This is a genomic window from Tardiphaga sp. vice304 (genome assembly GCF_007018905.1).
GTDB lineage: Bacteria > Pseudomonadota > Alphaproteobacteria > Rhizobiales > Xanthobacteraceae > Tardiphaga.
Genome location: NZ_CP041402.1, coordinates 1,148,199 through 1,169,195, shown reverse-complemented (window position 1 = coordinate 1,169,195; position 20,997 = coordinate 1,148,199). Strand labels below are relative to the sequence as shown.

14 protein-coding genes and 5 pseudogenes are annotated in these 20,997 nt (G+C 60.6%); 8 read left to right on the top strand and 11 right to left on the bottom strand.

Going from position 1 to position 20,997, the window contains the following annotated elements; translation table 11 throughout:
* Positions 1-67: 67 nt before the first annotated feature.
* Entirely contained in the window at positions 68-1,576 is a 1,509-nt protein-coding gene (locus FNL56_RS05550; protein WP_143577592.1) for a DASS family sodium-coupled anion symporter, read from the bottom strand.
* Between the two features lie 236 nt (positions 1,577-1,812).
* Here FNL56_RS05550 and FNL56_RS05545 point away from each other — a divergent pair.
* Positions 1,813-3,665: pseudogene (locus FNL56_RS05545) on the top strand (heavy metal translocating P-type ATPase).
* Positions 3,666-3,720: 55 nt separating this feature from the next.
* Here FNL56_RS05545 and FNL56_RS28955 read toward each other — a convergent pair.
* Together FNL56_RS28955 and FNL56_RS05535 are read right to left on the bottom strand one after the other, a co-directional pair.
* Positions 3,721-4,041, bottom strand: coding sequence for a hypothetical protein (locus FNL56_RS28955; RefSeq protein WP_210245472.1), 321 nt, complete (start codon positions 4,039-4,041; stop codon positions 3,721-3,723).
* 627 nt (positions 4,042-4,668) lie between these two features.
* Positions 4,669-7,287, bottom strand: coding sequence for a cation-translocating P-type ATPase (locus FNL56_RS05535; protein ID WP_143571895.1), 2,619 nt, complete (start codon positions 7,285-7,287; stop codon positions 4,669-4,671).
* 636 nt (positions 7,288-7,923) lie between these two features.
* Between FNL56_RS05535 and FNL56_RS05530 the strand changes: the two genes are divergently transcribed.
* A complete protein-coding gene (locus tag FNL56_RS05530) occupies positions 7,924-8,193 on the top strand; it encodes a hypothetical protein (protein WP_143571894.1) in 270 nt (89 codons plus the stop codon).
* A gap of 192 nt (positions 8,194-8,385) precedes the next feature.
* On the opposite strand, the gene FNL56_RS05525 is transcribed toward FNL56_RS05530, so the two are convergent.
* The 3 genes and pseudogenes from FNL56_RS05525 to FNL56_RS05515 all read right to left on the bottom strand — a co-directional run.
* Positions 8,386-9,105 carry an endonuclease/exonuclease/phosphatase family protein gene (locus FNL56_RS05525; protein WP_143576033.1) on the bottom strand — a complete coding sequence of 240 codons (720 nt, stop codon included), beginning with the start codon at positions 9,103-9,105 and terminating at the stop codon, positions 8,386-8,388.
* On the bottom strand, positions 9,105-11,138 hold the full coding sequence (locus tag FNL56_RS05520; protein ID WP_246660866.1) for a VTT domain-containing protein: 2,034 nt from the start codon (positions 11,136-11,138) through the stop codon (positions 9,105-9,107). Before FNL56_RS05520 ends, FNL56_RS05525 begins: the two co-directional genes overlap by 1 nt.
* Before the next feature lie 666 nt (positions 11,139-11,804).
* Positions 11,805-12,070 (bottom strand): annotated as a pseudogene (locus FNL56_RS05515) (integrase core domain-containing protein); the annotation flags it as partial.
* 96 nt (positions 12,071-12,166) lie between these two features.
* Between FNL56_RS05515 and FNL56_RS05510 the strand changes: the two are divergent.
* Positions 12,167-12,991: an IS5 family transposase gene (locus FNL56_RS05510; RefSeq protein WP_143577461.1), complete on the top strand. Its 825-nt coding sequence runs from the start codon at positions 12,167-12,169 to the stop codon at positions 12,989-12,991.
* Positions 12,992-13,015: 24 nt separating this feature from the next.
* Here the strand turns inward: FNL56_RS05510 and FNL56_RS05505 are convergent.
* A pseudogene (locus FNL56_RS05505) lies at positions 13,016-13,754 on the bottom strand (IS3 family transposase); the annotation flags it as partial.
* A 256-nt stretch (positions 13,755-14,010) separates the two neighbouring features.
* Here FNL56_RS05505 and FNL56_RS05500 point away from each other — a divergent pair.
* Positions 14,011-14,256, top strand: coding sequence for a hypothetical protein (locus tag FNL56_RS05500; protein ID WP_143571893.1), 246 nt, complete (start codon positions 14,011-14,013; stop codon positions 14,254-14,256).
* A gap of 657 nt (positions 14,257-14,913) precedes the next feature.
* Here FNL56_RS05500 and FNL56_RS05490 read toward each other — a convergent pair.
* Positions 14,914-15,036 carry a transposase domain-containing protein gene (locus tag FNL56_RS05490; protein ID WP_143581820.1) on the bottom strand — a complete coding sequence of 41 codons (123 nt, stop codon included), beginning with the start codon at positions 15,034-15,036 and terminating at the stop codon, positions 14,914-14,916.
* A 175-nt stretch (positions 15,037-15,211) separates the two neighbouring features.
* Between FNL56_RS05490 and istA the strand changes: the two genes are divergently transcribed.
* Positions 15,212-16,720 carry an IS21 family transposase gene (gene istA / locus FNL56_RS05485; protein WP_143581760.1) on the top strand — a complete coding sequence of 503 codons (1,509 nt, stop codon included), beginning with the start codon at positions 15,212-15,214 and terminating at the stop codon, positions 16,718-16,720.
* Positions 16,717-17,526 (top strand): IS21-like element helper ATPase IstB, encoded by an 810-nt coding sequence (gene istB / locus FNL56_RS05480; RefSeq protein WP_143581819.1) that lies wholly within the window; start codon positions 16,717-16,719, stop codon positions 17,524-17,526. The genes istA and istB overlap by 4 nt, the downstream gene beginning before the upstream one ends.
* A 137-nt stretch (positions 17,527-17,663) precedes the next feature.
* On the opposite strand, the pseudogene tnpC reads toward istB, so the two are convergent.
* The 3 genes and pseudogenes from tnpC to tnpA form a co-directional block, all read right to left on the bottom strand.
* Positions 17,664-19,085: pseudogene (gene tnpC, locus FNL56_RS05475) on the bottom strand (IS66 family transposase); the annotation flags it as partial.
* A 77-nt stretch (positions 19,086-19,162) separates the two neighbouring features.
* Entirely contained in the window at positions 19,163-19,519 is a 357-nt protein-coding gene (gene tnpB / locus FNL56_RS05470) for an IS66 family insertion sequence element accessory protein TnpB (protein WP_143571891.1), read from the bottom strand.
* Entirely contained in the window at positions 19,516-19,956 is a 441-nt protein-coding gene (gene tnpA, locus FNL56_RS05465; RefSeq protein ID WP_143571890.1) for an IS66-like element accessory protein TnpA, read from the bottom strand. The genes tnpB and tnpA overlap by 4 nt, the downstream gene beginning before the upstream one ends.
* A 709-nt stretch (positions 19,957-20,665) precedes the next feature.
* Here tnpA and FNL56_RS05460 point away from each other — a divergent pair.
* Both FNL56_RS05460 and FNL56_RS05455 read left to right on the top strand, forming a co-directional pair.
* Complete coding sequence (locus FNL56_RS05460; RefSeq protein WP_143571889.1) at positions 20,666-20,872, top strand: hypothetical protein; 207 nt, start codon at positions 20,666-20,668, stop codon at positions 20,870-20,872.
* Positions 20,873-20,878: 6 nt separating this feature from the next.
* Positions 20,879-20,987, top strand: a pseudogene (locus FNL56_RS05455) (rubrerythrin family protein); the annotation flags it as partial.
* Between the last annotated feature and the right edge of the window lie 10 nt (positions 20,988-20,997).

Below are 20,997 nucleotides of genomic sequence, written 5' to 3'. Positions count from 1 at the left end.
CGGTGTGCCGGTTGAAGGCGGCGCTGCCGCCATGGATTGGCTTGATCGTATGAGGCTGGTTGCGGTGCTAAACATATCCCAGCCAGCGCCAGTAGGTGGCGCCGAGCAGCATGACCAAAGCGAAGGCAATCACCGTCAGCACCAGCCCGGTGCGGATGAAGTCCCGCGTACTGAACGTCTCGGTGCCATAGGCCACCATGTTTTGCGGCGAGTTGACCACCAGGATGAAGCCGAAGCTGACCACGAACTGCAGCAGCATGGTCAAGCCGACCACGTTGATGCCGGGCGTGGCGACGCTCTGCAGCACCGCGATCACGATGGGGATCATGGCCGACGCCAGTGCCGTGGCGCTGGCGAAGCCGAGATGGATGACGATCAGGAACAGGCTGAGCACGCCGAGAATGAACATTGCGGTGGCATTGCGCAGGCCGAAGTCGGCGACCACGAGATCGGCGACCCAGATCGCGCCCTTGGTCTGCAGCAGGGCGGTGCCGAGGCTGATGCCGATGCCGAACAGCACCACGGTGCCCCAAGGAATCCGCGGCTGGGCTTCCTTCCAGGTCAGGATCCCGATGCCCGGCAGGAACATGATGGCGACCGCCGCGATGGTAGTCGATGAGGTGTCGAAGCGGTGCAGGATGCCTTCGGTGGACCAGAAGCCGAGCAGGGCGATGGAGATGATCAAAAGCTTGATCTCCGACATCTTGATCGGGCCGAGATCCGCCAGCGACTCGCGGATACCTTGGCGCCCGCCCGGCGCATCGGTGATCTCCAGCGGCATCATCCGGGTCATGACGAAATACAGCGCGATTGACATCAGCAGGCTGAACGGGCCGGCGGCGATCAGCCAGTCCAGCCAGGTGATGGTCTTCTGCAGCATCTTCTCGATGAAGCCGATCGCCACCATATTCTGCGCCGCGGCGGTCTTGATGCCCACGTTCCAGATGCTCGCGGTCTGCACCGTGGTGATCATCAGCATGCCGGCGAAAGCGCTTTTCTTCGTGACGCCGTAGGCGGAGATGATGCCCATCGTGATCGGCACCAGACAGGCGACGCGCGCGGTGGTGGACGGGACGAGGAACGCGATCACGAAACCGACGATGATCGTGCCAACCACCACATGGTGAGCTTCGGTACCGACGCGCGACAGGATGACCAGGGCAATGCGCTTGTCGAGCCCGGTCACGGTCATGGCCACGGCGAGGAACAGCGCCGCGGCCACCAGCACCAGTGCGGTGTTGGCGAAGCCGCTGAAGGCGAGGCCGAGGCCGGCGCTGGTGCCGAGCAATGCGTTTGGATTGGCAGGGTTCGGCGAAAGGCCGAGCAGGAACGCCATGAGGGCGGCGATCACCAGGGCGGATACCGCATAGTCGAGCGCCTCGGTCATCCAAACGATGACGGCGAACAGCAGCACGGCCAGCATGCGCTGGCCTGCGACCGACAGGCCGTCTGGCGTCGGCAGCAGGATCGCCACCCCCAGCGCTGCGATCGCGAGCAGCAGACCCCAGTTAGCGCGCAGCCACGATGGATGAATGGGCGCGACGACCGCAACAGGTGCAGATTCGACAATGGACATGGAATCTTCCCCGGATGCTTCGTTGGTGAAGCGTTGCAGCTTTTTCTCGATGTCGTATTGAGCAGGATCAATCACGGACCGCGCAGATGCAGCATTCCTTGCATAGAGCTGTCATCGATCATCGCTGCTTGCCCGATATGTTGCCGACGCCGGCTTTGTCACTTGATTTGCATCAAGGGGAGATCCGAGGCGGGGCGCATTCAGGTGAATTGCCGCAACACCATCGATGGATCGCAATGCCTTCAGACTTTTCCATTCGCCCCTGGCTAATCGCCTGTCCTGCCGCCGGAATTGTCGCGGGCTTTGTCCTGCGTTGGTGGAGGCCGGAGTCCTGGGTGACCATTGTATGGGCGGCGTCGACCGTGCCGGTTCTGCTGACGCTGCTGTTCGACATTGTTGTCAGCCTGCGCCGCGGCGAGGTCGGCCTCGATATCGTTGCTGCGCTGTCGATAACAGCGGCGTTGCTATTTGGCGAAGAACTTGCTGCAGCCGTCGTCGCGCTGATGTATGCTCGCGGTCAGTATCTCGAAGGTTTTGCCGAGCGTCATGCCCGCCGTGAAATGACTGCGCTGCTGGCGAGGGTGCCGCGCACCACCATGCGGCATCGCGATGACCGGCTGGAAGAAATCCCTATCGAGTTGGTGGAGCCCGGCAATCGCCTGCTGATCCGCCAGGGCGACGTCATTCCGGTGGACGGAACGGTGGCGCTGGGTACGGCCGCGCTCGACCAGTCGGCGCTGACCGGCGAGGCCATGCCGGTGCAGCGCACGGCCGGCGAATCCGTGATGAGCGGATCGACAAATGTCGGCGAGGCGTTCGATCTCGTTGCCCTGCGTCGCGCGGCGGAGAGCACCTACGCCGGGATCGTGAGGCTGGTGGAGGGCGCGCAGCGCTCGAAGGCGCCGATGTCGCGGCTGGCCGACCGCTTCGCCATGGTGTTTCTCGGCGTCACGGTGGCGATCGCCGGCGGCGCCTGGCTGTGGACCGGCGATCCCATTCGCGCCGTGGCGGTGCTGGTGGTCGCCACACCGTGTCCGCTGATTCTGGCGGTGCCGGGCCATCGTCTCCGGCCTGTCGCGCGCGGCCAAGCAGGGCATTCTGATCAAGGGCGGCAAGGCGCTGGAGATGCTGGCGCGGATTCGCTCTTTGGTGATCGACAAGACGGGTACGCTCACCGATGGCCGGGCTCGGGTCGTAAAGGTGCAAGAGATGCCGGGCTTTTCTGCTGACGAGATCATCCGTATCGGGGCGTCGCTGGATCAGGTGTCCCAGCACATCATCGCTCAGACCATCGTTGCTGAGGCGCAGGCGCGCAATCTGCGGATGTCAGTGCCAACCGGCACGCTGGAGATAGCGGGTGAAGGTGTCGCGGGCAATGTTGATGGCCGTCCGGCGTTGATCGGCGGCGTCGCATTTGTCGCCTCGCGTATCACCGCTGGCAGCGGCGCGGCTCCGAAACGCAAGACAGCGCCGGGCGCGGTACGTGTGGCGGTGGCAATCGACGGCGAACTAGCCGGGGAAATTGTTCTCGCCGACGAATTGCGCGAAGGCCCCGAAGGGCTTCTCGCCGCGTTGCGCAAGCTTGGCATCGCCAGGATCGTGCTGGCCACTGGGGACCGCCGCGCCGTGGCCGACGCTATCGCGGCCGGGCTGTCCATCGATTCCGTGCGTTCGGAGCTTACGCCGGACCAAAAGGGTCTGGTGGTGCTGTCGGAGCGCAAGAACGGGCCGGTAATGATGGTCGGCGACGGCGTCAATGACGCCCCCCGCTTTGGCGGCTGCTGATATTGGCCTCGCCATGGGCGCGCGCGGCGCGCGCGGCGCGGCCGCTTCCGCGGAGGCGGCCGATGTGGTGCTGTTGGTCGATCAGCTTGACCGCCTAGTGCCCGCGATTCGGATTGCGCGGCGCGCCCGGTTTATCGCGCTGGAAGGCGTCTATGCCGGTATTGGATTATCGGTCGCCGGCATGATCGCGGCGGCATTCGGCTATCTCACTCCGGTGCAGGGCGCTTTGCTGCAGGAAGCCATCGATGTCGCGGTGATCCTCAATGCGCTGAGGGTGTTAGGCAACGAAGGCGACCGTGGCTGAATGCCCTCCCGTTGGCGCAAGTCGCAATCATGCTACCGAGTAGCGACCGCAAGCATCAGTATCCACACGCATCCGGCGCTGTGGCTGGTACGCTGCTTGGCGTCGACGCACCGCTGTTGGTGGCCATCGGCTTCCGGGCCGGCAAGGAAGGGCTGACGTTCTTGCCTCGAAGCTCGGCGTCGCCATGATCATCGCGACGGCGGGCGTCTCGAGTTCCGATCCAGCTGCCCTCCAGCACCAGCCCCGGGCATTCGCTTGCCGTGTTCGATGCTTCGTCGAGCCGGGCAACGCTGCGCAACATGTTGATCGCAACGGCGATCTTCCTGCCTCTCAGGGCGAGCCCGCTCTGATTTGCAAGGGCCCGCTTGTTGAGCACGGTGCTGAGCCGCGACTATTGATCAAGGAGGGCGACGGCACCTGATATGCGCTCGCCGGCGCTGCGGCGTCGGACAAGGTCGGAAAATGGACACGGACGCGTTGGAACGCTGCTCGCAAGAGCTGGTCCGATAAGAACGCGAAATTTTACGCATGCAGCGCAGAGTGGCGCAAAAGTAATAGTGGTCGAAAGTACGCGTTCCACGACCAGAGAGAGTCTATCTTTCGATGCATGAACGACAAACAGGGCTAACCATCGATCCATGAAAGTGCGACCCGAAGTCGTAAATCAGACGTTGTTACCTCCAACAAAAAGCGTTACACGCTTGTCCTCAATGGACGAGCGTGTGACGCTTTTCTGTTAAGTCGATCGACAAAAAAGCACGGCCAGCTTCACATCGCCGTCTTATCGTCGCCGTGCCTCGGAGTTTGTGTCTTTGGCCGGTCGGGCTGCAAGCGGACCAAATCTTCTTACATTTAACTTCGACTGCCGACCGGCATCTTTCATGTGCGTCAAACCGGCGGGTAAAGACGCGCAGCGCCTTTTCAACGCGCAATGTGCGCCGCCAGTCATTTCTGGGACCGCGAGCGATCCCGTCAATTGCGGCTTCAACGGCACGGGCCCGCTCTAGCGGCTAACGTGCCTGATCGCCGGCCCTGCGAGCAGCGGAATGGCGCTCATGAACATGATGACGCCCCACATTCTGAGATTCGGCGCAGCCAGCTGCAGCATGGAGGACAAGAATGGGAGATAGGCGGCGGCCATCAGAATGGCAGTGCAGAACGCTAGTGCTGCCCATATCCAAGGATTGCGGCTGATCTCGTTGTTGAAAATCCGAGACGAACGGTGGCGCATGTTGAAGACGTGCCAAAGTTGGCTGAACGCCAGGGTCAAGAATGTCACCGTCACGATCTCGCGGTCATTCGCCGCCAGGCCAAAACGCGCCAGGGCAAGCGCTCCAAAGGTCGATGCCATGAAGGTGGCTCCATAGAGCACTATGACGACCCATTGAGAACGGCCAAGAATGGATTCGGCCGGAGCACGCGGAGGGCGCTTGAGAATGTCTCTCTCGCCTTCCCCCATTGCGAGCGCAAAAGCGGGAAAAACGTCCGTGACGAGGTTGAGAAAAAGGATCTGCAGAGGCAGAAGCGGCAACGGAAGTCCGGCAATCATCGCAACGCCTACCACCAGAACTTCACCCAGATTGCATGACAGAAGGTAGGTCGCAAAACGCCGGATATTGCCGAAAATGACGCGGCCGCCGCGGACGGCTTCCACAATCGTAGGGAACGCGTCGTCCAGCAAGATCATCGCTGCCGCCTCGCGCGCCACATCGGTTCCGCGAAGACCCATGGCCACGCCGATGTCCGCTTGCCGCAGCGCCGGCGCATCGTTGACCCCGTCGCCAGTCATCGCAACGATCTCACCCGCAGCTTGATAGGAGCGTACTAGTTCAAGCTTCTCTGTTGGACTGACACGCGCGAATATGTCTGCTTGCAGAAATCGGCTGTCTACCTTTCCGTCTATGCTATCGAGTTCTTCGCCCTCGACGATAAGGGGGTTAGCTCCGCCTAGTCCCACCATTCCAGCGATGCTACGGGCAGTAACGGTATGGTCGCCGGTCATCATCACGATCCGTATACCTGCCGCGCGGCATGCTGCGATCGCCTCGGGCACATCTTGCCTTGGCGGATCCTCCAGACCGACGAGGCCGAGAAAAGTGAGTCCCACGAACGCCGGATCGCTAGACGACTGACTTTCCCGCGTTCCGAGAGCCAAGACACGAAGACCGATAGCCCCAAGGGTGGCGACGCGTGTGGCCCACTCTACGCGTGCAGCTTCATCGAGGTTAGAGCTCTCCAGAACCATCTCTGGCGCGCCTTTTATAGCATAGACGTAGCTATTGCCAATCCGATGCACCGTCGCCATCATTCTTCGAGAGGCATCAAAAGCGTGCTCGAGTACTTCAGGTTTCGCTTGCAGCAGCTGGGAACGATCGATTCCGGCAATCCGACCGGCCCGCAATAGAGCGAGCTCCATCGGGTCGCCGCTGTCGTTGGCGGCGACCGGTCCGAGCGTCGCGTTGTTACACAACGTTGCGATCTCCAGCAGACTGCGAAACTCCGCGCAAATCGCCGAAGTAGGCGCCCTGCTATGGATGTCACTGGTTCCGAGGTTTTCCAGATCCAATCGGCCGGCCGGAAGCCATGCTTTGGTGACGGTCATGCGGTTTTCCGTCAGGGTTCCGGTCTTGTCGGTCAAAATCAAGGTGGTCGCCCCGAGCGTCTCCACGGCCGACAGCCGTTCGATAAGAGCGTTTTTGCGCGCCATCCGCCACATCCCACGTGCCAGGGCGAGCGTGGCCACGATCGGTAGTCCTTCCGGTATCGCCGCAACGGCAAGCGCAATCGCCGCCTCGACCATCAAGAGAGCGTCTTGACCTTGAAGCAAACCAATGCCGCAAATGAGTGCCGTCAACGCAAGCGTGAGCCAGACAAGCTGTCCAGACAGCGACGCGAGCTTCTTCTCGAGAGGCGAGGAGTTTGGATCCGCCTCGCTCACCAGCTTTGAGATCTTTCCGAGCTCGGTGTCTAGGCCGGTGGCGACGACGATGCCGGCACCGCTTCCGCTCGTAATGCTTGTGCCTTTGAACAGCATCGATGTTCGATCTGCAACACGCGCATTCGCAGCAACCGGGTCGATCGACTTCCTGACTCGCGCCGATTCTCCTGTCAGCGTCGATTCATCGGCGTCGAGATCGGCCGCTTCCGCCAGACGGAGATCCGCCGAGACCACTTCTCCCGCATCGATCAATACAACATCGCCAACCACAAGGCTTTCTGCCGGAATGGTGCATGTATCGCCCCCTCGCAGTACCCTCGCCAACCGTGTTCCAAGCGCGCGTATTGCCTCGATGGATCGAACGGCCTTGACTTCCGTCACGAAGCCGATCGCAGCATTGAGAAAAAGAACACCGACGATCGCGATGCCTTCCTCCCACTCGCCGAAATAAAACGCGACCGCGGCCGCAACGGCCAGCAGTCCGACGACGAGACTGGAGAACTGATGGACGAGAATGGAAAACATCCCGGCCTTTTGCCCAGACGGAATGGCATTCGGGCCGTCTTTCAGAAGGCGTTTCCCGGCCTCGGACGGCGACAGGCCTTGAGCAGGTATAACGTCACAGGATGAAGCCACATCGTGGTAGTTTAAGCTATGTGGCAAATCGATCGTTATTTTGTTCATCGGCGGCGTTCCTGATCGCGTTGCAGAGACTGCGATGTTGCCATTTTCATATAGCGAAACCCGCCTTTCGCCTTGACGTATCGCAAGGGCGCGCAGATGCGGTTCGCGTCGCCAGCCGCCGCGGCTATGCGGACCCGGCTTTCATTTCTAAAAACGATGACGCTGGGATGAGTGCTATCAGGCGAGATATACTGCCTTTGGTCAACGGTGTTCGACAATGCATACGTGACTTTGACCTGCCGCAAGTTCGATGAGAATCTCTGAGATATTCGAGTGGAGAACTTATTTAATGGGGATCTATGCTCATGCCTGCAGATTTAATTTCGACGAAAAGTGCTGCGAAGCGGTTGGGATTTGACTGCGATCACGGGCCCGATGGCGCGCGGTGCGCCTTTGATCTGCCATTGTGCAGGGGGTGCGACAAGTCCTTCCCCAAGGCAAAGCCCGAAACGAGCGATCCCATTGCGTCAGCCATTTGGAGGAGTTGGATCGACGGCGTCGTCGGTCTGACGACTTATCCGCTGCATATGCGATCCTGTGCATTTGGCGGCCCGGGAGGAAGATGATCTGGCCTCGCCGATCACCGAAGGAAATTGCGACCAGTCAAGAGCATCAACCAAATCTAGGAGCAATGATATGGCACATGGCGATCACATACTCGCTCACGATGTCCTGCGAGTGCTGAACGGGGCGCGATCTCTGCCGCCGCAAGACGCGATCAACGCGCTCTGCCCGTTCTTGCGGAAAACCAGCGGCCGAATTGCCGGTAGCGATCGGTTTGCTGACGCTTCTAGGGCAGCAATCCAGAACCCAATTGACGTCCTTGCTGAAAAGCAGGTGGCGACGGACGACGACTGGCAAGAAGCCATCGAAACCACGTTCAGCATGGTGAATGCCGCCGACTGACCGATCCGCGTATCAGTTTCTGCCTTGTATTCTGATACCGGCTCTCATTCGGACGCTTTTACCGTCGTCCAATAAGGTAAGAGGTCGCGCAGCACCTTGCAGCGGGAGCACTCGATTTGCAGCTACAGGTGGCTGCCATTGATTAGCCGATTGTCGGCACGGATCGATAGGCTCGCCAGCGGTGGCGGTTAATTACACGCGCACCTCTTGAAAATCACTCGCCGCCATCGGCGCATCTTCAAAGGCAATATCCGCAAGCACTGGCAGATGGTCCGAATATGCCCGAGCGTCGCGGTCGGTCCACGCCTTCACGATCGTTCCGTTTCGCGTTGAGTAGATGCGGTCAAGCCGAAGGATGGGAAAGCGCGACGGGAACGTCCGCAACCGCGTTCGCACCGGGCAGCGGGAAGCCAGCCCCCGCCCGACGGACTTGACCCAAAACCAGTCATTAAAGTCGCCGATCACGAGGGTACGCGGCGCAACGACCAGCGCCGCAAGCGCCTGCGCTTGCGCGTAGCGTTCATGGATGCTGAGGCCAAGATGAGTCGCCACTACCGTCACATCGCCGATCGGGAACCGTATCGTGGCTGCAATGGCGCGGCGCGGTTCTCTTTCCTGATAAGATACGTCGGTCACTTCCGGCGCGCCCGCGAACGGCCAACGACTAAGCAGCACCTGCCCGTAGTCGCCGTCTTCCGTCTGGATTGATCGAGCTTCGACGCGATGTTCGCCGACCGCGTCCGCCAGCCGGGCGAACACATTGTCCTTGCGTCCGCGCGAGTCAATTTCCTGCAGGGCGACCACATCGGGCGACCACTTTTGAATTATTGAGCAGACGCCTTCCAGGTCGAAATCCGGATTGAGATTGAACGTGCCGTGCACGTTCCACGTCATGATGCGGATGGTCTTCATCACGTTCGGCGTCCGCTCCACCATGTCACTATGAACTGAACCGCGAGACAGATCGCAATCCACAGCAGAACGATGAGGCCGAGCGGCACCGCGGTCGACCATGAGCTGTTTTTGGCAAAATCAGCAATCTGGGCACCAAGTGCTGCCATGGTGACGATGCCGGGCGCCATGCCAAGCACCGTTCCGAGTAGAAAATCTGATAGACGCAACTGGCTTGCGCCAGCCAGCATGTTGACAAGCGAGAACGGCGCCACCGGCACCATCCGGATCATCGCCACGGCAACGACGCCCTTGCCGGTGATGCGGTCTTGGACGCGCAGGGCGCGCGCGCCGAGCAGCGATTGTAGCCGCCGATGGCCGAGAAAACGGCCGATTAGGAACAGCACAAGCGCGCTTGCCAGGACGCCAGCCGTAGCGCTGATCGCGCCCATCCAGGGGCCTAGCGCCACCGCCGTCGCGGCAACAATGACGATCACCGGAAATACGATCAGCCCTCCCAGCACGAAGACCATGACCGCCAACAGCGGCGCCCATGCCGAATGCGAATGTTGTGAGATGAACGACGCAACGTAGCCAATATCCGTGTAATCGCTCAGTGAGGTCATGCGCCACGCCAAGGCGAGGCCAGCCAGCGCAACAACAGTCCCGCAGACCGCTAGAAGTGTCCGACCATTCCACATCCGCCGCGCCGCGCGCTCCAGATCAAGCGGCTGTTTCGGATCGGCGATCGGCTGGATGATCCCGGTCACTGCCCCCGCAGGCGTCCTCTCGCAATCGATCGGCAGCAACGCCCGGCCCGCGCCGTTCTGCGCATGGAAATCGACGAAGCCAAGCAGATCGTCTTCATGGCCTGCTAATTCGACCTCAGTCACCCCGCAGAAATGTCCGATCAGCCGGCGCCGCAAGCTGGAAATGAAGTTCCGGTGTTCGACCGTGGTGGCCTCAAACGCCAGGTCGCATTCGGTATCCGCGCCCATCGACCGATTGTTGAGGTTGGCGGAGCCGATCCGCAAAAATCGGTCATCGACGATCATGACCTTGCTGTGAACCATCACCGCGGCCGACAATCCATGGTCATGCACCGAAGGATAGAGAATGCGCAGTCGACCAGCGACGCCGGCCGTAACGAACGGGCCGATGAAGCCGCCTCGGCCGCCCTGCATCGCACGTGACTCCAGCCATGATAGATGTGCCTTCGGCGTTACGATGAGCACGTGCAGTGACGGCACGTCGACCATCCGCTGCGCCAGCGCCTCCGCGATCTTGGTAGCGCTGATAAATTGGTTCTCGATATAGATAAAGCGGCTTGCCGAGCCGATTGACGCCTCGAAGAGTCGAGCCACTTCATCGATCCCGCCTTGCGATGCCGTTCTCAATTCAGTCCGTGCGATACCGGTCTGTACCTGCCTTGCCCCTGCTAACACGGATGCAGGCCAGCGTTCGCACTCGACAGTTTCGCAACCTTTCGAAGCGCGACCGGCCGTTGCCCATCGCGCTGTCGCTATCTCGCCGAGCGCCGCTGCGGCCTCGCCCTCTACCATGCATTGCACGTCATGAAACGGTGGGTAGGCTTTGCCGTCAGGGTCGTGACGAAGCGGATGCGCGGCGAGATGTTCACTGGTGTCCCAGCGTCGGATTGTCAGGTCGAGCCCGCCAACAAAGGCAACTACGTGGTCGATCACCACGATCTTTTGATGTTCGGACGATCCGAGCGGGAGGCTGGCGTCCATGCAAAATTGGATTCGATCGTCACTTTCTACCGTAAACTTGTCGGCGGAATGCCATTCTCGTTCGACTGCATATAATGCCGCAAAATCCCAGATCAGAATATTAATCCGGAGCATCGGTTTGACCTTGAGCAATTCAGACAGGAAAGCGCCAAGCTCGATCGGCAACCCGTCGGCCGCCCGGCCGGATGGTCCGACCAGCCGCGTTTTACTGTGGATGTCCCAACCGATGATATATACCTGCCACTCGGCAAGCAGCAGCGTATCTCTCAAAGCGCCGAAGTATTCGGCAGCGTCGTTGAGCACCGCGAGCCTAGATGTTTCGCAGCGCCTCCAAACAGTCTGACCGGGTATTAGAAAGGATGAAGTTTGCAGCACTGGTCACCTTCGACTTTGGTTAAACGATCAATGATCGACAGTGCTGGACCTTACAACCCCTGGCCGCACAGGTTCCCGGCGACCGACTATGCACCCGTTCTATCTTATCCCAAGTGACGGAACTACCTGCCATTTCAGTTCAACTCGCAATCGGCCGGCGGCTTTTAATGCCGATACTGCGAGCTACGCGCCTGTCGCCTTCTTCCTGGCCAAAGCCAAGGCGTGTGCGCGGCGGAGAAGCTAGGGAATGGCGGAGACATGGTTTAGACTACGACTGGGTGCCGTGAGGCTAGAGGAAAGAGGTTCCCGTCCCAGAGGAGACTAAAAGATTGAGGCTCCACCAATCGTACTCGGCCGGAGAACGCTATAGCATCTGCCGCCTTTCCATTTCTGCTAAACCTTAGCGATCCCAGATTTCAACCGACCGGGGCGAAGGGCCAAAGCCAGAACGCTTGTGCCATTTTTGTGTGAGCCGGCACAGACAAGCACGATCTGTTCCGGTCGAACGCTTCGTTTCGATCAATCCGGTGCGCACGAGCGCGTGGTGAGCAACGTGCGATCGGCGGAGCTGGTCGGGTTGCGCAGTCGATCGCACGTTGCGGTGAGGGTCGCGGCGTAGGCCGCGGGTGTCAGGTAGCCCAGCGAGGAATGCAGGCGTTTGCTGTTGTAGTCGTTGGCCCAGAGCGCAATCTTGGCTCGACGTGGTCAAGGCTGAAGAACAGGGTTTCGTTGAGAAGCTCGTCACGCATCCGGCCGTTTAAGCTTTTACACGAACAGTTCTGCATCGGCTTGCCCGTCGGGATGAGGTGCCAGGCGATCTGGTGGTCCTCCGACTAGGTCAGTATCGCGTTGCAGGTGAACGTTATCGTTGTCTGAGAGGCTGACTGAAAAAGAAGCTGAGTGATTTCAGCCAGTTGTGATTCCTTCGGATTTGCGAAGATTCGAGGGAGAGCACGATGGTCTGGACTGAAATCACCCGCCGACACTATAGGCGGGCGAGCTTGCGATATGAAAGCGATACGACGGATGCCGAGTGGTTTGTGATGGAGCCGCTTCTGCCGCCTGCTTCGGCGCTCGGTCGCCCGCGTGCGACAGATATGCGAACGGTGATGGATGCGATCCTGTATATTGCGTCGACCGGCTGCCAATGGCGGCAGTTGCCCAAGGATTTCCCGCCCTACTCGACGGTGCAGGGCTATTTCTACGCGTGGTCGCGCGGCGGACTGTTTGCGTCGCTGAACTACACGCTCGTGATGGCCTCGCGCGAGGCGGCTGGCCGAGAGGCGAGCCCAACGGCCGGAGTGATTGACAGCCAGTCGGTGAAAACCACGGAAAGCGGCGGCCCCCGGGGCTATGATGCAGGTAAGAAAATCAAGGGCCGCAAGCGCCACATCGTCACCGACACGCAAGGAAACTTGGTCGGGCTGGTCGTGCACGAAGCCAGCATTCAGGACCGTGATGGTGCCCCGTGCGTTCTTGCTTCGATACGTTATCGCTATCCGTGGCTGCGCCATATTTTTGCCGATGGTGGCTATGCCGGAGATAAGCTGCGTCAAGCTTTGAAGCGCATCGGCAATTGGACGATAGAAATCATAAAACGATCCGACAGGGAGCAGGGCTTCGAAATCCTACCGCGCCGATGGGTCGTCGAACGAACGTTCGGATGGCTCGGTCGCTGCCGCAGATTGGCAAAGGACTTCGAGACCACAATCGCCAGCGCCGTTGCCTGGGCGTTCGTCGCTCACATTCGCGTCCTTATAAGACGGCTTGCAAAAGCATGAAATCAAACGAATTCATTATGAGTCAGACTCTGAGACAATTAGGCGCGGCTTTCCGCGGCGAGCGATCAGCGCCGTCAGTGCACGGGCCACCCGCAGCTCGGGGATCGAGGTGTCTGGATCGCCGCCAAGCATTCCCGGGGCACGTCATCGACGATATTCAGGATCCGGGCGCGGCGACCATTGGCGCGCTGATCATGGATACGATCCAGCGACCAGCGGGCATTCGACCGCGCCTGGACCAAGATTGGCGCCCTCGTGCCAACAGCGAGGCGGCGGGCCCGGCGCTTGCGCACGCTAAGGCCTTACTGCCGATAGATCCGGTTCAGCCCGGATGGCTCACCCTGTTTCCGCAGCAGCAGGAACAGCCGCCGATAGCCGAAGCGTCGGTGGTCGTTGGCGAGCTCTCGCAGTTGCTCGCGCAGTTCAGTCGCTGACGATGGAGCAGGCCCGCCGTTCTGACAGGCCCAGTTCTGCCTGCAGATGCGCGACTGCCTAGCTCTGGGCGACGGGCCCTACCATTTTTTGACAGGAGCTCGCGCAACGGCGCCGCATCCAGCATCTGCTCGGCCAGCAGCTTCTTCAGCTTGGCGTTCTTATACTCGAGTTGCCGCAGCCGCTTCGCTTCCGAGACATCCATGCCGCCAAATTTAGACGCCTTACTCTCGCGGATACCCACGCAAGCTCCCTCCGGACCGAACACCATCTGCCCGCGTGCGGAAGCGCTAAGTTCGCCTTCGGTCGGGCGTGTTCCGCGCCGCGCCACATCTCCGGGGGAGGGAATGCACCACTGCAAATAACCCTTATAGAATGGGGGGTAACTTGCATCGATGCTGGCGATACCCCGTCCAATACCCCAAACTTTTATAGTTACAGCCGACAACAAGGGTGGTCGAATGGGGCAGGTGCCATGCAAAATGTACGGAACCGAACTCACCGGCATCAGTTCGTCCACACCCGGACTGTCGAAAGCCTCGCGCTAGACGCGCGTTGCATCAGCCCATGACCCTATCGGAGGTTCAATGGAGCATTTCATCAACACGGCGAATATCAAAAATTACCGTCAGCAGCTCAGCGATCCAGCAGTCGATCAGGACCCGGTCCGCCGCGTCATGCTGGTGCGCCTGCTGGCTGGTGAGCTGGCCAAGGATGCTGACTCGAAGCCGACCGCGCAGGTGGCGGACCATCGCGAGGCCGATCTACTGGCGCGCCGGCAGGAGTTGTCGGGCGTCGAGTATTGGGCTGAAATGCACCGGTCAGCCAAATAACGTTTGCAACTTCGCCGCTCGGCGACAATATTTTTTTGAAGTTTCTAACCGGCCAATGTCGAACGGAAGGTACCTCCCCGCGTCATATCGAGCGGAGAGGTGTTTATGAACGCGACGCAAATCATAGCGGAAATCCGCGCAAAAATTGCCAAATACCGCGATCTGGCTCGAATGATCACCGATCCGGAGACTGAAGCGAATTCGCGACCTGACAAATACAGAGCAGCAGGCCAGAGACATGGAAAGAGAAAAGTAAAAGGCTCGTGTGCAATTTAGAGATCGCGAAGACTCTTTTTCATAAGCTCGTAACCGTGCAGCAAGGATGCCCATGGAGCCTAACTTCCCGCATCTTCATCTGAGTATGTCCGGTGCGTCCGCGCCCACCCTGCCCAAAGTGTCACGCAACGTCGATGCTGGCTAGGATCATGCCATTGACGAAAGACACTGTCGCGGAAAGTTTCGAATGTCCCGAATGTGATTACAGTTGGACTGTGTCCGCGCCTGACCCGATCCGCAAAGCTTCAGGTTGGATCGAAGCGCTAAAGCCCCCGAATTGATGCGTCGTCTCAGAGTTCGGCCTTGGACTCCACAGGATGTCGCAAAGCTGGAAAAGTTACTCGATCTCGGAGCATCCGCAGTGAGAGGTAAGCGTCGTCCTCAGGCCACGGCTCTGAGTTCTTGCGTTCGGTAAGCCCACGGCAATAGCGCGTCGATATCGCGGTTGGGGTGACCGTTGGCGATCCTTGCTAGAACATCTGTGAGATAACTGTAGCGCGACAATCAGGATGAGAATCCCGCGACAATCAGGATGAGAATGCGCCGCTGCTGGGGTGACGAAGGGAGGGCGTAGCCCGACCGGAGGCACCCCAGCAGCGGCGTGTCGGCCCGAAGGGGCCTCATTGGCGGTAACGGCGGCTGGTAAAGCATCGGCTTCTCCTTCGAGAGGACCAGTGCTTTGGCCGGCCGGCATGTCACCGATCAACAAATGAGGCTTTTCATGAGCTTGCGTCGCAACCATTCGCCAGCCGTCGCCGCTGCAAAGGCTGGTTTCAGCACCTCCGCCGCCTACCGATACGAGAAGGATCCCCGACTTCCGACCCAGAAGAAGGCGCGCCGCGCACGCCGTCGAGCCGATCCGTTCATCGACGTTTGGGAGAACGAAGTTCTGCCGATACTGAGGGCCGCCCCCGGATTGCGGCCGATCGCCGTGTTCGAGGAACTATGCCGGCGGCATCCGGAACTGGGTTCTGGAACGCGGCGGACGCTCGAGCGGCGCATTCGGGCATGGCGGGCGGTGAACGGGCCGGATCGGGAGGTGATCTTCCGTCAGGAACATCCGCCGGGTCGCATGGGGTTGTCGGACTTCACCGAGGTCGCCGATCTCGGCGTCACCATTGCGGGCCAGTTGCTGGACTGCCGGCTCTATCACTTCCGGCTGCCTTTCTCCGGCTTCGAACACGCCCACGTCGTGCTCGGTGGCGAAAGCTTTGTCGCGCTGGCGGAAGGCTTGCAGAACGCGCTGTGGTCGCTGGGCGGGGTTCCGGAGCAGCACCGCAGCGACAGCCTGTCGGCCGCGTTCCGCAATCTCGGAGCCGATGCCAAGGAGGATTTGACGACGCGCTATGAGGCGTTCTGCGGCCATTACGGCATGACGCCGACCCGCAACAATCCCGGCGTATCGCATGAGAACGGCTCGATCGAAAGTGCGCATGGCCATCTCAAGAGAGCGCTGGCCGATGCCCTGCTGCTGCGTGCCTCACGCGACTTCGACGATCTTGCGGCCTGGCGGGGTTTTGTCGACGAGATCGTTGGCCGCGGCAACGCGCGCAATGCCAAGCGTATCGATCAGGAGCGGACGGCGCTGAAGAAACTGCCGGTGCGCAAGACCGCCGATTATGAGGAGGTCAACGTCGACGTCACGACCTCCAGCGCCTTCACGTTGCGCAAGGTGTTTTACTCGGTCCCATCCCGCCTGATCGGTCACCGGCTGCGCGTACGTCTTTATGACGACCGGCTCGAATGCTTCCAGGGCGCCACGCACATCATCACCTTGCGACGCGGGCGAACCCAGCCCAACGGCAAACACGGCCACGTCATCGACTATCGCCATGTCATCCATTCGCTGCGCCGCAAACCGATGGCGCTGCTCAATCTGGTCTATCGCGACCAGTTGTTCCCCCGCCGCGTCTACGCCCGTGCGTTCGACGCCTTGCTCGCCGGCATTGGCGAAAGACCAGCCTGCCGTGCCATGGTCGGGCTTCTGGCGCTCGCACATGAACGGGCCTGCGAGGCGGAGCTCGGTGCCGTGCTGCAAGCCACGCTCGACGACGGCATCCTGCCGGATCTCAAGGCGCTGATCGAACGCTTCCGACCGAAGGGCATGGCACTACCGGTCGTCGTCGTCACGCTGCCCTCGCTCGCTATCTACGACCAGATTGCCGCGGCTGTGGGAGAAGCCGCATGAACGCGACCGTCAAGATCGACGCCGCCCGTGTCGAATTGCTGCTCAGCGAACTGCGTCTGCCCGGCATCAAGCTGATCTGGGCCGCCCTGGCGGAAACCGCCGATAAGGAAGGCTGGCCCGCCGCCCGCTTCCTGGCGGCCCTGGCTGAACAGGAGATGGTGGAGCGAAACCGTCGTCGCTTCGAGCGTCATCTGGATGAAGCCCGCCTGCCGCCGGGCAAGACCCTCGCTGCATTCGACTTCGATGCCGTGCCGATGATCTCAAAGGCGCAGGTGCAGGCTCTCGCCGCCGGTGACGCCTGGCTCGACAAGGGCGCCAATCTGTTGTGTTTTGGTCCCCCTGGCGGCGGCAAATCGCATCTGGCAGCGGCGCTCGGCATGTCCCTGATCGAAAACGGTTGGCGCGTGTTGTTCACCAGAACCACCGATCTCGTGCAAAAGCTCCAGATCGCGCGCCGCGATCTCACGCTTGAAGCGGCGATCGCCAAACTCGACAAATATCACCTGCTGATCCTCGACGATCTGGCCTATGTGACCAAGGATCAAGCGGAGACCAGCGTTCTGTTCGAGTTGATCAGCGCTCGCTACGAACGCCGCTCGATGCTGATCACCGCCAATCAGCCATTCGGTGAATGGGGAAAAATCTTCCCGGATCAAGCTATGACCCTCGCGGCGATCGACCGCCTCGTCCATCACGCCACGATCCTCGAAATGAATGTCGACAGCTATCGCCGGAAAGAGGCTCTCGACAAGGCTCGTGGAGCCGGACGACCGCCAACGCGCGCGACAATCAAAGCGTCATCCTGATTGTCGCTCCACGACAATCAACTCTACAGCACGCGATTATCGCTTGCGTTATCGTCAGGCCGCGACAATCATCCCCACGCCGCGACCGCTAAATTGCCATCCTGATTGTCGCGCTTCCCATCCAGATTGACGCGCTACAGATAACCGAGCGGATCGACCTCGTTGAGTTTGCAAGTCTCAATCAGCGAGGCGATTGTGGCCCAGTGCTCGGCTCCGCCGTCGGAGCCCGCGAACAAAGCGTTTTTCCGGTTCAGCGTGATCGGGCGGATGGAACGCTCGACGGTGTTGTTGTCGAGCTCGATGTGGCCGTCGTCGAGGAAGCGGGTCAAACCTTCCCAGCGCGACAAAGAGTAGTTGATTGCTTCGGGGAGTTTGCCCTTTTGGCTGATCAGACCGAGTTTTGCGCGCAGCCAAGCTTCCAGTGCGTCGACCAGCGGGCGGCTTTTCTGCTGCCGAACCAGGCGACGTTCATCGGCACTGCGGCCGCGGATGTCCTTCTCGATCGCATACAGCGCAGCGATGCGCTGGAGTGCTTCGCTGGCGATCGGCGCAGGCCCGGGAGTGGCAAGCCTGTAGAAGTTGCGCCGTACATGGACCCAGCAGAACGCCAGTTGCACGTCGCCGCGCTCGGCCAGGTTGCGGTAGCCGGCATAGCCGTCCACCTGCAAGATGCCTTTGAAGCCTTCGAGATGAGTGATCGGCCGCTCGGACTTGCGGTCCGGGGCATAGACATAGGCCACGCCCGGCGGATCGGATCCGCCCCATGGCCGGTCATCGGCGGCATAGGCCCATAACTGTCCGGTCTTCGTACGACCGCGACCCGGGTCCAGCACCGGCAACGTCGTCTCGTCGGCAAACAGTTTTGGCCGCTCCTTGAGCTTGTCGAGCAGGCGTTGGTGCAGCGGACGTAAATGCCAGGCGGCATGCCCGACCCAGTCCGCCAGCGTGGATCGGTCAAGGTTGACGCTCTGCCGGGCGTAAATCTGGGCCTGGCGATAAAGCGGCAGATGATCCGCATATTTGGAGACGAGCACCTGGGCGATAGTGGCTTCGGTCGGCAGCCCACCCTCGATCAGCCGCGCCGGCGCCGGTGCCTGCACGACGCCATCCTCACATTGGCGACAAGCGTATTTCGGCCGGATCGTGACCAGCACCCGGAACTGCGCCGGCACGATATCCAGCCGTTCGCTCTTGTCCTCACCGATCCGGTGCAATGCGCCCTGGCAGCAGCGGCAGGTCTTGTCGTCGATGTCGACGGTGGTCTCAATCCGCGGCAGATGCGCCGGCAGCGTGCCGCGATTGGCCCGCCGCTTCGCGGCGCCGGCCTGTCTTGCGGCCGGTGTCGCCTGCGCAGTTTTTGCGGCGTCATACGCCGCCGACTGCTCGACATCTTCCAGGCCCAGCAGCATCTGGTCCTCAGGCAGCGTCTCCGCCCGGCGGCCGAACTGATGTCGCTGCAGGTCTTTGATGATCTGACGCAGCCGATCGTTCTGCACCCGCTCGGCGAGCAGCATCGCTTTCAGCGTCTCGGAATCATCGGGCAATGCGTCGCGCGGCATGATCAAAGAAGATCATATTTACCGGCATTTTGCGACGCGCTCGATGCGGCTGATTCACTTTGCCACAGTAACAGGCATCAGCCAGGCTGCGCCGGCGTCACCGTCTCGCGCGCCGTGTGGACACGCCGCCAATCCAGCCCTTCGAGCAGCGCCGACAATTGCGCGGCCGACAAATGGATCACGCCGTCTTCGATCTTCGGCCAGCGGAAGATGCCATCCTCCAGCCGCTTGGCGAACAGGCACAGACCCGTGCCGTCCCAATACACCAGCTTGATCCGATCCGCGCGCTTGGCGCGGAACACGTAGACCGCGCCGGAGAACGGATCCGCCGCCATGCTCTCGCGCACCAGTGCCGCCAATCCATCGGCGCCCTTGCGGAAGTCCACAGGCCTGGTCGCTACCATGACGCGGACCGCGCCGGTCGGGCCGATCACGCGCCAGCTTTCAGCGCCCGCAACACCGCGGCGATCGTGTCCGCCGGGGCGCCCGCGCCGATGCGCACCGTCACGCCGTCGATCGCAACCTCGATCGTTCCTGCAAGTGGTTCGTCCCAATGTCGACGCTTGGTCTTGCGCTGCCGACGGCCCGCCGTGTCGGACGGTGCCGCATCAACCACCGCCGGGACAAACCGCGGTTCATCATCCTGGGAAACGACCGCCTGAGCTTCTCTGACTTGCCGGCGCAAGCCGAACAATTGCTGCGGCGACAATCCATGCCGCCGAGCCACGCCGGAAACAGAATCGCCACTGGTCTCGATCTCCGCGACCACCCGCGTCTTGTCCTCGTCGCTCCACGTCCGCCGGCGACCCGCGCCGGTGAACACCTCAAGCCGGCGAACCGGCTTGGTGATAGCACTATCCACTGTGTCCATTCTAAGCCTAGCGGTTCGAGTGAACCAAAAGGTCGCAGATCAGGACATCTGCCGAAAGGTGGGGGCGGGACGACGCTTACAGTGAGAGCGGCGGCGGCGTTGAACAGGTCCATCATTCGGTGCAGTCGAGGGCGCGCGAGATCCGCAGACCGTTCGCACACGTTCGAGCTGTAAAGCGGGCGCGCCTGGCGAAAAAAACCCAAGCGCTATCCTGACCGAGGCCCCATTTGGTGCCCCTAACGCTTCCGGAATGGTCTCATTCCAAAGCCACGGACCTACGTAGTGATACGGAGGTCCGTAGTCAGCATAAAATTAGCCGGTAGCTCTCTGTTTGGCGTACGACTTAGTCCTCCGCGCCTAGGTAGGATTGGAGAGAACTGTAGAGTCTCAGTGTCCTTGAATCAGCACCCGCGTGGACTTCTCGAAAGTAAGGCCGGGGCTAAAAAACTCAAAGCGTCGACGGGCAATAGCCCGATGAAAAAGTCGAAATGCAAGGCGTGCAGTTCCGATATGCACGAGATCGACGTTTACCCCGCTCGCCCAGGGCACGATGTGCACGTGATCAGATGCACCAAGTGCAGCAACGTGGAGCACGTCGTTCGCGACAATAGGTTCGGGACACCAGCTTAATGCAATTTTATTAGCGTCTTCGTCATTGGCAACAAGGCGGATTGTTACTATTTCGATTCATACGTGCGAGGAACGTTCAATGGAACAGCCATCTGCACCCTTCGCATGCCGGATTAAGTCCGTCGTTGGAGAATGTCTGCCCGGCGAGGAATTTTGTGCTTTTGAGTTTCCCTGGTGCGAAGGCTGCCCCAAATCCTTGGTCGAAAAAGTCCGCGCTTTAGAAGACCCGATTAAATCGGGGATCTGGCACGGCTGGATCAATGGAATCTCGACGATTAAGAAGTGAGGTAGCATGTTGCTGAGTTTACCGTCTCGGCGCCGCTTTTCCGATCTGTCTGAATCTGAAGTGCTGGCCCTAGCAATCTCGTCTGAGGAGGACGACGCTCGGATCTACGCCACCCATGCCGAGCA